The organism is Paraburkholderia caffeinitolerans (genome assembly GCF_902859945.1).
Classification (GTDB): Bacteria; Pseudomonadota; Gammaproteobacteria; order Burkholderiales; family Burkholderiaceae; genus Paraburkholderia; species Paraburkholderia caffeinitolerans.
Map to the genome: position 1 here is coordinate 1 of NZ_CADIKL010000045.1, position 12,341 is coordinate 12,341.

The 12,341-nt window shown below is 61.8% G+C and carries 17 protein-coding genes; 1 reads left to right on the top strand and 16 read right to left on the bottom strand.

Annotation, left to right across the window (positions count from 1 at the left end; all coding sequences use genetic code 11):
• Window positions 1-106: 106 nt before the first annotated feature.
• The 16 genes from HV773_RS30455 to HV773_RS30525 form a co-directional block, all read right to left on the bottom strand.
• Window positions 107-979 (bottom strand): hypothetical protein, encoded by an 873-nt coding sequence (locus tag HV773_RS30455; protein ID WP_175197749.1) that lies wholly within the window; start codon window positions 977-979, stop codon window positions 107-109.
• Window positions 980-1,063: 84 nt separating this feature from the next.
• On the bottom strand, window positions 1,064-1,483 hold the full coding sequence (locus tag HV773_RS30460; RefSeq protein ID WP_175197750.1) for a hypothetical protein: 420 nt from the start codon (window positions 1,481-1,483) through the stop codon (window positions 1,064-1,066).
• A 204-nt stretch (window positions 1,484-1,687) separates the two neighbouring features.
• Window positions 1,688-2,155, bottom strand: a complete 468-nt coding sequence (locus HV773_RS30465) for a hypothetical protein (protein WP_175197751.1) — start codon at window positions 2,153-2,155, stop codon at window positions 1,688-1,690.
• A gap of 9 nt (window positions 2,156-2,164) precedes the next feature.
• A complete protein-coding gene (locus HV773_RS30470) occupies window positions 2,165-2,557 on the bottom strand; it encodes a hypothetical protein (RefSeq protein ID WP_175197752.1) in 393 nt (130 codons plus the stop codon).
• A gap of 92 nt (window positions 2,558-2,649) precedes the next feature.
• Window positions 2,650-3,111 (bottom strand): outer membrane lipoprotein, encoded by a 462-nt coding sequence (locus HV773_RS30475; protein WP_175197753.1) that lies wholly within the window; start codon window positions 3,109-3,111, stop codon window positions 2,650-2,652.
• A 137-nt stretch (window positions 3,112-3,248) separates the two neighbouring features.
• Complete coding sequence (locus HV773_RS30480; protein WP_175197754.1) at window positions 3,249-3,500, bottom strand: hypothetical protein; 252 nt, start codon at window positions 3,498-3,500, stop codon at window positions 3,249-3,251.
• A 345-nt stretch (window positions 3,501-3,845) separates the two neighbouring features.
• Complete coding sequence (locus tag HV773_RS30485) at window positions 3,846-4,337, bottom strand: hypothetical protein (protein WP_175197755.1); 492 nt, start codon at window positions 4,335-4,337, stop codon at window positions 3,846-3,848.
• Window positions 4,338-4,473: 136 nt separating this feature from the next.
• A complete protein-coding gene (locus tag HV773_RS30490; RefSeq protein WP_175197756.1) occupies window positions 4,474-5,277 on the bottom strand; it encodes a PRTRC system ThiF family protein in 804 nt (267 codons plus the stop codon).
• On the bottom strand, window positions 5,274-5,909 hold the full coding sequence (locus HV773_RS30495; protein ID WP_175197757.1) for a PRTRC system protein A: 636 nt from the start codon (window positions 5,907-5,909) through the stop codon (window positions 5,274-5,276). The genes HV773_RS30490 and HV773_RS30495 overlap by 4 nt, the downstream gene beginning before the upstream one ends.
• Window positions 5,906-6,634 (bottom strand): PRTRC system protein B, encoded by a 729-nt coding sequence (locus HV773_RS30500; RefSeq protein WP_175197758.1) that lies wholly within the window; start codon window positions 6,632-6,634, stop codon window positions 5,906-5,908. The genes HV773_RS30495 and HV773_RS30500 overlap by 4 nt, the downstream gene beginning before the upstream one ends.
• A 14-nt stretch (window positions 6,635-6,648) precedes the next feature.
• Window positions 6,649-7,665 (bottom strand): PRTRC system protein F, encoded by a 1,017-nt coding sequence (locus HV773_RS30505; protein WP_217481959.1) that lies wholly within the window; start codon window positions 7,663-7,665, stop codon window positions 6,649-6,651.
• 11 nt (window positions 7,666-7,676) lie between these two features.
• Window positions 7,677-7,880, bottom strand: a complete 204-nt coding sequence (locus HV773_RS36705; protein WP_217481960.1) for a hypothetical protein — start codon at window positions 7,878-7,880, stop codon at window positions 7,677-7,679.
• A gap of 7 nt (window positions 7,881-7,887) precedes the next feature.
• Window positions 7,888-8,106, bottom strand: a complete 219-nt coding sequence (locus HV773_RS30510; protein ID WP_175197760.1) for a PRTRC system protein C — start codon at window positions 8,104-8,106, stop codon at window positions 7,888-7,890.
• Window positions 8,107-8,117: 11 nt separating this feature from the next.
• Window positions 8,118-8,582 (bottom strand): PRTRC system protein E, encoded by a 465-nt coding sequence (locus HV773_RS30515; protein ID WP_175197761.1) that lies wholly within the window; start codon window positions 8,580-8,582, stop codon window positions 8,118-8,120.
• 81 nt (window positions 8,583-8,663) lie between these two features.
• The gene (locus HV773_RS30520) at window positions 8,664-10,325 is read right to left on the bottom strand and encodes a PRTRC system ParB family protein (RefSeq protein WP_175197762.1); all 1,662 of its coding nucleotides are present in this window, start codon (window positions 10,323-10,325) and stop codon (window positions 8,664-8,666) included.
• A gap of 211 nt (window positions 10,326-10,536) precedes the next feature.
• Window positions 10,537-11,538, bottom strand: coding sequence for an N-6 DNA methylase (locus HV773_RS30525; protein WP_175197763.1), 1,002 nt, complete (start codon window positions 11,536-11,538; stop codon window positions 10,537-10,539).
• 595 nt (window positions 11,539-12,133) lie between these two features.
• Between HV773_RS30525 and HV773_RS30530 the strand changes: the two genes are divergently transcribed.
• Entirely contained in the window at window positions 12,134-12,328 is a 195-nt protein-coding gene (locus tag HV773_RS30530) for a hypothetical protein (protein WP_175197764.1), read from the top strand.
• Window positions 12,329-12,341: the final 13 nt, after the last annotated feature.

The window sequence follows — 12,341 nt, forward strand, 5'->3', positions numbered from 1 at the left end:
GCATCACCTCGATCTCGTCCATCGTGTACACCTGTCCATTAAAAATTTAGATGGACACGATCCTCGCCTTCGAGCCTTACTCATTCAAGATGACTTTACCGGGGGCTTACGCCAAAGGCGAGACAGGCTCGCCAACGTCGACCGGCTTGCTGAACGTCTCGGGCAGCGGAAGATCGTCGATGAGACCGTGAGCATGAAGGACATCCTCTGCATGCGGATACGGTGGATCGTCCAGCAGCAGGCGCGCGAGCATCGTGAGGATGTCCGCGTTCTGCTCATCGATCGGCTTGCCGTTGTGACGCATGACGGAAGCGATAGTGCGCAGCTTCGCACCGGGGATTACCCCGCGCAGGCGTGGCACGCGTACGAGCACTTCGCCCCATTCCGAGTAGCGGAACGCTTCTGGATCGGTTCGATACGCCTCCAGCACCATGTCCGGCACGGGCAGGTTGGCGAGCAGCGCGTACGCTACATGCAGCGAATGAAGGCTGTGCACCTCACGCGAACCGGGAAGACGCGGGCCGCAATAGCCGAAGCCAAAGAGCCGCTCCATCGTCTCGATGCAGACGTCCGACAGCACGAAGTGTTTGCCGGCCGCGCGTGCCTCCGCGGTTGCGGCCTCGATCTGGTCCGAGGAAAGCAGCAGATTCGGATTGCGGCAGAACTCAACGAACTCGAACAAGCCGTTCCAGTCGTTCGCGAGGACCTCCCACGGTTCGCGATGCGAGCCGTCGGGCCGCACGAACGCACCGGCGCGCCGGATTTCGTGAAGCATCTCCGTCACGATGCTGCGCGCAGTGCCCGGCATGCGTAGCGCCAGCGCGCCGTTATAGCGCGTGATTCGCTCGCCTGCTTCAGCACCAGCCAGCCGGATGAAACAGGTGTCGGTCTCACGCACGCGATCGTCCTTGAACAGCGGAAAGAGGCCCGCGAGCGTGGGCGAATTCAGAACTGCATTGGGGGTCGACAACGTATACATGGATGAAAGCTCCAATGACCAGGGGCGATCACCCACCGGGGCGAAAGCCCCGCGAGGGAAAGGGAAAAGCGGTGTTGAGTCAGATCAGTCGATGTCGAGCAGTCGCGAAACGACGGCAGCAACGGCCCACGCATACGACCGGCTCAGCACCTTGATACGCACAAGCGGCTGGCTGTGCCAGTGACCGGCAGAGCCGTTTTCAACGAAGCGAACATAGTCGATCTGCACAAGCCACCCTTCAGAGTTGCCGATCGAAATCGAAAGACAAAGGCGGTCCAGCCGACCGCCCATCTGTGGCCACGGCGAATCGGGTCGCGGGCCATACCGCGATTCGTTCACATCGTCGAGGATGTTAGCGGCCGAGACCCACTCAGGCTCAAGCTCGGTCCGCCACAGTTTCCGGCTGATCTGGGTAACCACCTGCCCTACCGTCTTGCCCGTGGTGTCGAACGGCGTGGTGTCGAGTGCGCCAGGCGCGTCGAGAAGTTCAAGTGTCGAAGGCATGAATACTCTCCAGGAATGCAAAAGGCCGCACCAAATGGTGCGGCCCTTGATTGGGGTTGCCAGCGAAAGCTGGCGCTACAGTGAATGTTCAGTGCGAATGCGATCGACGCTCACGATCCGCCTCGCGACCCTTGTTCGTCATGTAGCCACCGTAGAAGTAGATGGCCAACCCGACAATCAGGGTAAAAATTCCGAAACCCATGTTCATTCTCCGTTCATGGAATCCATGCCTCTCGAAAAGAGTATCACAAACAAGAAAAGCAGAACTCCCTCGTTCAGCACTGCGGAAACGCCCCAGTTCGTCGTCGCGTGCCCGTAACCAATAGCACCCACGATCGAGGCCGCAGACAGCGTATGGGCGAACCGTCCAAACTGCTGGCGTTGTTCCTTGCTCCACGCGTGCCCGAAACGGCTGAAAGGGATTATCGAGCGAGGGGTCGTCGGCGCGATAGCTTCGCCCCTTTTGAACTCCGTTCGGTCGCGAATCAGCAGGTGACGGACGCCGCCTGCGAGCACGATAAGTCTCGGCGGTGACTCCGTCCTGTCGCATTCGCGAAGCAGTTGCTGAAGGCGGTCGGAAACGTGCACTGTCCCGGTCGCTGGATCCAGCGTGGCACCTTCGGAGATTTCCAGTCCGCCCGCATACTGGACGATCACAGTAACGATCTCCATACGCGCCCCCTACCGACGTTCCGAATCGAGTCCGTTGGTCAGACGTAACGCGCCGAGAAACGCCTCGTAGCCTGCGCGTGATGCGAGCTGCTCCTGACTCACAGCGTTGTCGCCGCCTCCCGACAGGTCCTTTCGGCCCCGACGGGTGCGGAACGAGACAGCCATGCTGCTGCGCTCCGGCGCGTCCGCAACCTCGAGCATGAGCCTCGTGGTGCGAAGCGTGACGCGGCAGCCGCGGCCACGTTCGGCCGGCTCGGTCACAATCTCGTGTTCGCCAGTGCGCAGGCGAAGGTCGCCGGCAACACGGCGAAGAAAGCGCTGCGCATGATGCTTGATGCCCGCCTCCCGCGCGGCACCCGCGCTACCGCGGGACGCGTGGAAAACCTTGCTGGTGTGATTCATGAGTGCCTCAAAAGAAAACGGCGAGGTGCTCCGAAAGGAGTCACCCCGCCTTGCAGGTAGGAGAGCCGGTTATGGCCGGCGAAGGGAAAGCGTCAGTGCGTGACGCGAATGCCAGAGCTTGTGTCCATGAGGAGCACGTGATCGCCCGGCGAGAACAACTGGTCGTCTGGTTGCGTGATGACGCGAAGCGAGCCATCTGCCTTGCGCACAACAATTTCAAGACCGGCGGTGCGCGAGAGCGCGTCGCTGACGTGCTGTGCAACAAAGCCCGTCACGGCGCCGGTCATGGCAGCCGCGACATAACGGCCGCTACCGTTGCCGATCGTCTTCGACCCGAGAAATGCGCCGAGGCCTGCAGACACGAGGCCTGTCAGGCCCGAGTTGTTGCCCGGGACCTGGATCGTGATACGGCGAACGCGAACGACGGTGGCCTGTTCGAGCGTACCGGCGCGCTGGACGTCCGAACGCTGATAGACGTCGGGCGAGCCGAAGTCGGTGCTTGCGCAGCCGGAGAGCACGGAAAGGACAACGATGGCGAGAAGAGTGCGGATCATGGTGGTTGCCTCACGACAATGAGGGCAACCGGAGCCCGTTCGGGCAAAGGTTGCCCGAACGGGTTAGTGGTTTGGCCTGTTGGGAGTCGGCTCTCAACAGGCGTAAAGGATGGTGGCAAGGGCCGAGGCCCACGCCGTTACGGATGACGTGCCAGATTGTGCAGTTCAACGTGGCCGCTATTTACGAGCCGACGTTCGACAGCAAACGGCAGATCGTAGTCCCACTGCACGGTTGCCGTGCGATCGCTCCAGACGGAGACGATCGTACCGGTGTGAAGCTGCGGGGGATTGGCCTGCACATCCTGCGCAATGATGCGCTGCTTTTCGCGAAAGCCGTTAAGTTCGGAAACCTTCACGGACGATTGCGAGGCAGCGGAAACATTCATCATGGTACGGCTCCTTTGGATAAGAAAAGGGAGCCGTATCCCGGATGGGAGTGGGCTCCCAACGGGGGTAAGAATTGGCGGAGAGATGTGTCCGACCGCGGATACAGAGAGAAGCACAGCAGCAAGCCGCTGTGGTCAGGTCGATGCGCAGAAAGCGCGGGGAATAGGGACAGTCTACGACCTGCACGCGCTACACCGGGCTGGAATGCTCGCCGAAACAGCCCATGTTTTACCGAACGGCACCACGCGCGGTGCGCGCTGGCGCCCGTAGGACTCTCTGGACGAAAAAAAGCGCAGCCCGCTTTCGCGGGACTGCGCTTGTCTCAATGATTCCGGCGACGCTGTGCATCACGCACGATAACCACGCCCCGGAACATACTGCAGCCGACTCGAGCGCTCCGGCCATGTCAGCCAGGCGAGCGCAATAGCCAGACCGAGCACGTCGGCGGCTATCTGCGCCAGCTGGTTAACGTCGCCCGTCGCGAGATACTCGCGGCCGTCGTACATGATTGTGGAGGTGACGCCATACAACACCGCAAACACGAGCCCCAGGAGGCCCCGGTTACGGGTGGCCTGCGACACGAAGCTCGACCAGAGCATCACGAACAGGACGCATCCGGCGATAGCGGCCGCCAGATGTTCGATGCTGCTGGGTGCCCAGCGGCCGAGCCCCTGGACCTCCAGCACCCGCAGCCATGCATGATGAGGCTGCGCGAAGCCCCAGAATCGGTGAAGGGCGGTCGCAACGCACAATGCCACCGCGAACAGCATGGCCCTGACGCGTTCCGTCGCTGTGCGGCCGAAACGCGCCTGAACCGTCGTTGAGAAAAACCTACTCATGTAATGCTCCTTATAGGATTAGGCAACGGCCGGCCCTCAGGTTGAGGGCCGACATCATTGCCAGTGGGAAATGAGTCACACAGACTCGTATAGCGCTGCGCGTGCCTGATGGCGTGTGACTCGTCGAGGTGAACCCTCACGCTGCCTTGCGACGGCGTGCAGGCTTTTTCGCGGGCGGCGCTTCGTAACCGAAGCGAGCCCACGCAGCGCGGTCAATCGGAATCGGGTTCGTGCGTCCCGTTGCGAGATTCACGAAAACACTCGAAAACGACAGACCGCCATTGCGAAACAGCGACCAGAGCAGGTTGAACGCCTGCACCGAGATCGCCTGATTGATGACAAGCGACTGCTTGCGCAGTGCGTCCGCCATCGAGCACGAGGGGGTGTCATCGCCCTTGTCATTCTTCGCGTTCAGCATGTCCGGGAACAGGTCGCCCACGTGGGGCAACCTGTCATGCCGGGGCTTGCCGAACTCGCCGAGAATGACCTGGCCGCGGTCCGTCTCATTGCCGCAATCGAGGTAGTAGAGACACTTCCCCCGCTTCGCAGCCTGCGCGATTGCGTGACGCGCGCGCCGCGAATCGACGCAGCCGACGACGATATCGGCATGCAGGGTGATCCGCGAATCGATACGGCGCGGCTCAGCCACCCAGTTCGTCCCCATCAGCAGGTTGAGCCGGTTCACCAGCAACGTCGCCTTGTACTGGCCGACGTCGTTAGGGTAGAAGCCCTGCCTGCCGACGTTGAACTCGCTCACCGTGTCATCGTCGTACACCGTGCACTCGATACCGCCCGGGTGACCCAGCTCGATCATCGCGTGGTGCAGTCGCGCGAGCGACGGCAGCAGCGCACTACCAGTACCGCCTGCGCCAACCACGACAACTTTCCACGGTCCCCTAAGCATGTGCGCCGGCGTCGTGTGAAGGATTGGTCCGTTCATGCAAGCTCCCCTTCCAACGCCGTCACCCAGTTCTGCGGAATCGTCTGCGCGCGCTCGAACCGTCCTTTCGCGCACAGACGCAGCGCGACTGACGGGGAGCGATGGCAATGCCCGAGCACGAGCGCAAATTTCACGTCGTGCTGATCATCGCGATCGTCCGTCTTCGAGAAGTACGCGCTCCCGCTACCGTGCGAATGGCAATCAACCACCAGCCATTCGCCGTCGCGCAGTGCCGGGCGGTCATAGCTCAGGTGTACAGGACTGTGCGACAACGACGGAAGCGGTACGAGGCGAAAACGCCCCGTAACCCTGTCCCACACAATCCATGCGCCCACCTCGTTGGGCAGAGCCGCACGCGCCATGCGTGCGAACTCCGCGACGAGCTCGCCCGGCACAGCGCCACACGGCAATTCGGTCAGCTCGGCCACTTCGCCATATGGAACAGGCGTGCTCCACTCGAAGGAAGACAACCGACGAACCAGCCGGATCCACGGGCGTTTGATCTCGAGGAACACGCCATTGGAAGCAATGAGCAACCGCTCTCCTGGCCGGGTCATCGGTACCACCAGCTCGCGCGTGGGCACCATCACAGAGGGGAATGAGCTCTGCAAAGCGATATCGATCTGATTCATGCCTTGCCTCCGATCGCTCCAGCGACGAGCTTGCCCGCCGTTGCGCCTTTCATCGGTACAAGCACGTCGAGCGGAAATGCCTCGAACTTGCCGTCGAGCATGTCCCGCCAGAACGCATAGAAGCCGCCCTTGTAGGTCACGCGCTTGCCACCGTGATTCGGATGGGTGAAGGCCGAGTTGAAGAAACCGTCTTCCCAGCCGCCGATCGCATCAACCTCGATGCGCCGGGGGACCTGCGCCGAACCAATGCAGATCTGGCCAAGGTCCCACGTGTTGAAGTACGGCGGTTCGAACAGCGGCGTGTCCGGCGTCGGGCGTCCGCTCTCCTTCAGCGCGAACACACGGAAGCCGGTGAGCGAGGCCTGAAACAGCAGCCCCGGATGCGCGACAACGCGACTGCGCTTGCCGAGTTCCTTGCAATTGAAGAACACGCGGCGCGGCGCCGGCGGGCACCACCACGTCACCGCAGCGGAAGAAACGCCAAGCAGATTGGCGGGAAGAAACTCGCACTTCGGCGCTGCGCTCTTCTCGAGTTGCACGAGCGTATCGACTAGCGCGCGGCGATCGAGGGGACGGCCCGCCCCGATAATGGGACGACCCGTCACTCGATCGGCAGCTATTCCGTGAACGGTCGCGTAGTGCGCGCCGTTCTCACCGGTATAGAGCAGCAGTGCAGACGACAGGGAAACGTCGTGGCCTGTGCGGCCAATTGAAACATCACTCATGGGAAAACTCCTGGTCAAGGGCTTACCACCAGCGCCAGCAGCCGGTCGAGGTGGTGAAGCATCTGGAAGGCAAGGCTCCACTGCGCGTACTGCTCGCGGATGCCCTGTTTCGTGCTGGAAAATTCAATGAAGCAGCTGTACTCGGTCGCTTCGCCGGCCTGGTACTCGCCGTTCATGTAGTCATCGAGAATCTCGACGGATCGTTCATTGGTCGCGAGCATCAGGGTGCATCCCGAGTAGATCGGACGCGAGTCGTAGCCCGCGTTCAGCAACGCGCGCTTGCCTGCCCGCCTGAGCAGTCGATGAAGCACGACAAGCTCGGCGCACACGCTTGCAGGCATGCCGGAAGAACCGGCCTGCAGTTCAAGCAACTCACGCTCGGAAAGCTCGCACCGCCTGCTGCGGCGCCCGTCCGGCTTCGACGGCGACCGAATTTCATCGGGATAGATCTCGGAAAGAACGACCGACGGCAGGTAACGCGTCACCGTCTCGTCGTCTTCGCCGTGGTACTCCTTCAGGAAATCCCGCACATCATCGTCTTTCGCGCTCTCGTCGCCCTCCCAGTGCATGCAGGCGAATTCCTGAAGGAACCAGCCTGGCGTGCGAATGAGAACAGTCTTTCCGGAGACGCGGTCGACGAGCGAGAAAAGCGTGTGAAGCAGAAGCGGATGGCACGCACGGAGAGGCTCGGCAAGCGGGCCGATTTCGTGGACCCACTCATCGGTCAGTTTCACACCCAGATGAAGCGGACCTTTCGGCTCGAATTCATCGTTGTGCTGATAGGCAAGGCGATCCTCAACGGCGTTGGTGTCGCATAGCTCGATCTTGACCGAGAGATGCTGCAACGGCTGTCGCAACTGCCTTCTCATCCAGGTGAAAAACGCCTGCTGGAAGGCGTCCGCTGCGCTCGCTGGCGCGTGCACGTCCGTCGCATGCAACGGTCCGTACCGGAACTGCTCCAGGACGATGTCGTTGACGGCGACGTCGGCACGCCATCTGAGGGTGACGCCAGACGGTACGTCAGGCGCCACATCCGGCAATGTCAGAACACAAGGGGAAGATCGATGTCGGGGAGCGGCAAGGCGTGGCGGTTGCCAGGCTTCGCACGCGCCGTCAACGAGCGAGCGATCAGCGTATGAAGGAGCGGGCAGCATTTGTTCATCTCGTCGTCGTAAAGAAAAACCGCCCTTTCGGGCGGCTCCTGTCGGTTGAAGCCGCTGTCCGGATCGGACAGGGCCTTGAGCAATGTGTCCTTACGCATGGGAGCCCTTGGCACCCGCCGCGCGGACGAACTTGTAGCTGGCGACCTCGCCTGCGACTTCCGGCCCATCGACCGTGGCGGTCGTGAGTTCGGGGTACTGCGCCGCATAGAGATCGCGAACCTGGTCAGGCGAAAACGCCGGACCCGGATCCACGAAGTGCATGCCGTTGTAGAGAAATTCGCGAACGAGAGTGGCTACGGTGATTGCCATGGCGTGAGTCCTCACAGAAGTCCGAAGAGATCGGTTTTTCCGTCGGCAGGTGCCGACGGTTCCGACGTCGCGGCAACCGTATCCGGCTTACCAGCCGGGTCGCCGTCATCGTCGGACGATTCATCGCCATCGCCTTCGTTCGCCGATGCGGGCGCGGGAAGCGCCGCCTTGGGCCCCTTCGACAACGCCTTCTGCGCCTTGCCCGCCTGCGACTTTTCGGCCGCCTGCAGGATTTCGTTCGTGGCACTCACCTGTTCCGCGAGGGAACGGTGTGCGCCATGGAACGATTGCAGGGCGGCAACAAAGCCATCATCGAGCTCGGCCGGGAACGCGGTAAGCACCATGGGTTGCCGCAGCGCCGCCTCTTTCGAGTCGCCGCAGGGCATCACCACCACTGCCATCTGGTCGCCTGCCATCTTCAACGTGAGCGTGACCTTGCCGGTCTCGCGCACGATCGCTTCGAGTTGCTGGAACATAAAGAAACCTCTTGAAAAGAAGAACGCCGCGAGTAACGCGGCGTGAAAGGGGAATGAGCCGGGGCGTGCCCGCGGCCGTTGTCAGAACTTGAGGACCTTCAGCACCTTGCCGTCGTAGTCAAAATCCTTGACGCTCAGAAGTGCCTCGATCACCTCGGGCTTCGATTTCGCGAAGACCTTCTTGAAGTCATCGCCCATCGCCGCGCGGATGCCGAGTTCGTCGGCCATGACCTTCATCTCCGATTTGGTGATGAGATCGAGGAACGCCTTGTCGAGCTTCCAGTACTTAGTCAGATCCAGCTTGTGGTGCCGGCACATCTCCGTGAGGTACGGCACGTCCACACCCTCGATCGCAGAAGCGAGCATCGCGACGATGAGGTTCTCCTGCGCGAGCGGCGTTGCTGCTTTCGCTGCGTCCGCCGCCTTTCCGAAACTGGAAACGGGCGGCTTGTCGTCGAGCAGTCGCTCCCAGAATGCACGGAAGGCCGTCTCGCTGATGCAGCGAGCCTGCCCGGTCGCGACGATCGCAATCAGGTACTGGCGAACCAGTTCCTGATTCGCGCCGATGTCGCGACGCAGTGCCTTGCGCCAGAGCGCGACGCGGTATGCCTTCACCCTCTCGGATTCGGAGACCGCTGTCGCTTCAGGCGCTGCTGCACCGGGCTTGTCGTTCCTGGCAGGGGCAACGGCCTTCGAAGCACCGGTTGCGGTAGCAGCCTTCGCCGTCGCCGGTTCCGTTGCCTTTTCGCTCTTGATGCGCGCTGCAACCTTCTTCATGTTGCAGACCGTATCGAAGCACTGGCCCTTGTAGACGTTGCCCAGTGAGTCGGGCAGACCGCTCACCGCCGCGCCGAAGTTCTGGCACGCGTAACATGCCTTCGCCTGTTCCGAACCCACGCCCTTCGGACCGTCCGCCACGAGCTGGATGCGCGTGTGGTTGTCGCCGGGGCGCACGATGCGAACGGTCTGGTACTCGTCGCGCAGGCCTGTGGCCGTGGCTTCAAGCTGCTTTTCCGTTTTCTCGTTGTAGCAGGTGCGGTTTGTGCAACTGCCGGTGCCGATCGACTCGCCAAACATTTCTGCCTGGGCGGCCGAGTTGTGCTGGCATCCGGCGCAGTCCACCTTGTCGAAGATCGCGGCTGAGAGTGCGCATGCCGCACGCTCCAGCACTTTCTTCAGGTCGGCGACGCTATGGCCTTCCTTCACGACAACCGGCAGGAGCTTGTCCTGCTGGTCCTTCGTGAATGCGGCGAACAGTTCGGCGTGGCCGAGCTTGATGCTGCGAGTGTTGAGCGCTTCCAGAACGGATGCGCTGCAGTTCATGAGTGCGAGGCGCGAATCGAGCATCGCGCGGTTCCAGCCAAGCTGCCGAGCCGCTTCGTCGCGATCACCCTGGCACAGGCCAACGATCTCCGCTGCGCTCACGGCTTCCTCGGAAGGAGCCATATCGTCACGCTGGATGTTTTCAATGAGGGCGAGGGAACGCGCCTCGAATTCATCCATCACGCGGATGACGACCGGCACTTCGTAGTCGTCGCCATGAGCTTCGCGCGCCGCGCGAACGCGACGTTCACCGGCGACGAGTTCGTGGCTTCCGTTTTCGAGCGGACGCACGAGAACGGGCTGAATGATGCCCTGCTGACGCACGGACTCGACCATTTCCGCCATCTTGACGGGATCGAAGTACTTGCGCGGGTTGCGGCCGGGCTGGATGTCGCCGAGGCGAAAGGTATTTTGTTGCATTGCGGGTCTCCTGGGGAGGGAACCCGCCCCTACGGGAACAGGTTCCCGAAGGGTAAAAAAGAATGGCCGCGAGGGCCGGTGTCGATGCGCATGGAGCGCGGTGAATATGAGAACGATAGCCCGTCGGCGCGTGGCGCGTCGGCGGAAAGATCGCCAATATGCGATGGCTTTTAAAAAGACAGAGCCCGGAGAAAACGTCCGGGCCCCTGGTTCAAAACAGCGTCATCTGGTCGACGACGTCAAAGATGGAGTGCGACGCAGGGAGCGTCGCAATCGCCTCCTCAAACATTTCCGCGAGATCGGGTGCTTCGGCGCGCGGTTGTTCAAGCACCGCGACGCCGCCTGATTCGACCTCGGTGCAGTCGTTCGCCGGCGGCGCGGCATCGACCGCGGGCAACACGGCCGCGTCCTCTTCAGGTGTTCCCTCAGCAGGGCCCATCAATTCGCGCATCGCGTCGAGCGCCTTGCGCGCACGCAGACGGTGGCTCCAGCCACCGAGCACGTGTGCTGGCGTGAACCAGTGCCCCCAGACTTCCATTGAAAGCGCATTGCCATGCACAACGATGGCGGGGATGTGGAGCAAGGACAGTTGCAGATAGGCCATATGCACGCAACAGGGATCGATATCGATACAGGTAGCGTGCATTGCCTCCTGGTAGTTCAGGCCGGCATCGTGAAATGCCTCGGCTGTGGCGATGATCATGCCGCCCGCGCCGCAAGCTGGCTCGTGAACGCGCTCGAAGTCGCGCGAACGGGCAGCTTCTATCCGGCCGCCCATCAGCAGCCCGGCCATCAGGTGCGAGACGCTGTAGGGCGTGAAGAACTGGCCACTGCGCGCGTTGCCGAGATCGAGCATCATGTAGGTCTCGCCGAGTACGTCGGTGAGGCCACCTCCTCGAACACCGAGCCCGCGGGCCGCTGTCATCGTGGCGACCCGCACCTCGAACGACATCGTCAGTTCCGCAAGCATCTTCGGGAACCTCGCCACCTCTTCAGGCTTGTATTTCGCCACGATCTCGAGATAGCGCTTTTCGCGCGCGTCAAACTGCGCACGGTCGACGCTGTTGCTGATCGCCAGCGCAGCCAGCTCGACGAAATCGCGAAAGACCGTGTCGAGATGATGCCCATACGAAAACTCATTGATCAAAGCGACCAGCCTGCGCTGATGTTCATCAGCCGTCGACTCGTGCTTTCGTTGTGCACTCTTGCTCATGCCCACTCCAGAATGAAAGAGGGGCATGGCCCCTGCGGGCGCGATGCCCCACAGGGATAGAAAGACGGACCGGCAGCGCCGGTTCGGTTCGATGCGTCGTTGACGCGGGTGATGGAGAAATACTACGCGGGAATTTCACCGGTGCGCCCCGTGTAAAGAACGCTGCTACATATGGGCTTTCACCCAAGGCGGGCAGTCGGTTATCCACAATTTCTGGTGACAAGTCTGTGGAGAACAGGGTTCCCCAAAACCCGCCGTGCCGCTATAGCGCCCATATCGGCGGGCTTTCCGGTCGCATGAGACCAGACGCGCAATGGAGAATGAACGCGGGCGGGCAATCGGGCCACGCTCTTTTCGGGAGATATCCATGCTGAGCGTCGCCGGCTCCTGTTCCCTCGTACGCCCGCAGCGGGCGCGGTGTCGTTTCGCCGTGCACGACCGGAGTAGCTCGCCGCGCCCGTTTAGGCGCCTAAACGCTTAAACCCGGAATGATGCAGTTTTTGTGCAGCTTTCCGGCCGTGGGCCAGCCGAAACCAGTCCCAAAATCGCCGCCTTTTACCCGTTCTTCCGACCTGCATCGCGCGAAGATGGACGTATGTCCCTCAACGCATCCATTCCCGATGTCGTTTCGCTTCGCCTTCGTCGCGTCCGCTACACGACGGACGCGGCAGCCATGTGCGAAGGCGTCGTCACGCAGCACGACGCCACCAACGGGATGGTGACAGTGCTCAATACGGACGACGGCTCCTTTTGGCGCGGTTCGGAGAATCTCGTCGAAATCGTTGCCTGAATCCCCCGCTTTG

Coding starts and splice junctions, on each gene's coding strand:
- HV773_RS30455 (WP_175197749.1), bottom strand. CDS start 979: ATGTATACGTTGTCGACCCCCAATGCAGTTCTGAATTCGCCCACGCTC.
- HV773_RS30460 (WP_175197750.1), bottom strand. CDS start 1,483: ATGCCTTCGACACTTGAACTTCTCGACGCGCCTGGCGCACTCGACACC.
- HV773_RS30465 (WP_175197751.1), bottom strand. CDS start 2,155: ATGGAGATCGTTACTGTGATCGTCCAGTATGCGGGCGGACTGGAAATC.
- HV773_RS30470 (WP_175197752.1), bottom strand. CDS start 2,557: ATGAATCACACCAGCAAGGTTTTCCACGCGTCCCGCGGTAGCGCGGGT.
- HV773_RS30475 (WP_175197753.1), bottom strand. CDS start 3,111: ATGATCCGCACTCTTCTCGCCATCGTTGTCCTTTCCGTGCTCTCCGGC.
- HV773_RS30480 (WP_175197754.1), bottom strand. CDS start 3,500: ATGATGAATGTTTCCGCTGCCTCGCAATCGTCCGTGAAGGTTTCCGAA.
- HV773_RS30485 (WP_175197755.1), bottom strand. CDS start 4,337: ATGAGTAGGTTTTTCTCAACGACGGTTCAGGCGCGTTTCGGCCGCACA.
- HV773_RS30490 (WP_175197756.1), bottom strand. CDS start 5,277: ATGAACGGACCAATCCTTCACACGACGCCGGCGCACATGCTTAGGGGA.
- HV773_RS30495 (WP_175197757.1), bottom strand. CDS start 5,909: ATGAATCAGATCGATATCGCTTTGCAGAGCTCATTCCCCTCTGTGATG.
- HV773_RS30500 (WP_175197758.1), bottom strand. CDS start 6,634: ATGAGTGATGTTTCAATTGGCCGCACAGGCCACGACGTTTCCCTGTCG.
- HV773_RS30510 (WP_175197760.1), bottom strand. CDS start 8,106: ATGGCAATCACCGTAGCCACTCTCGTTCGCGAATTTCTCTACAACGGC.
- HV773_RS30515 (WP_175197761.1), bottom strand. CDS start 8,582: ATGTTCCAGCAACTCGAAGCGATCGTGCGCGAGACCGGCAAGGTCACG.
- HV773_RS30520 (WP_175197762.1), bottom strand. CDS start 10,325: ATGCAACAAAATACCTTTCGCCTCGGCGACATCCAGCCCGGCCGCAAC.
- HV773_RS30525 (WP_175197763.1), bottom strand. CDS start 11,538: ATGAGCAAGAGTGCACAACGAAAGCACGAGTCGACGGCTGATGAACAT.
- HV773_RS30530 (WP_175197764.1), top strand. CDS start 12,134: ATGTCCCTCAACGCATCCATTCCCGATGTCGTTTCGCTTCGCCTTCGT.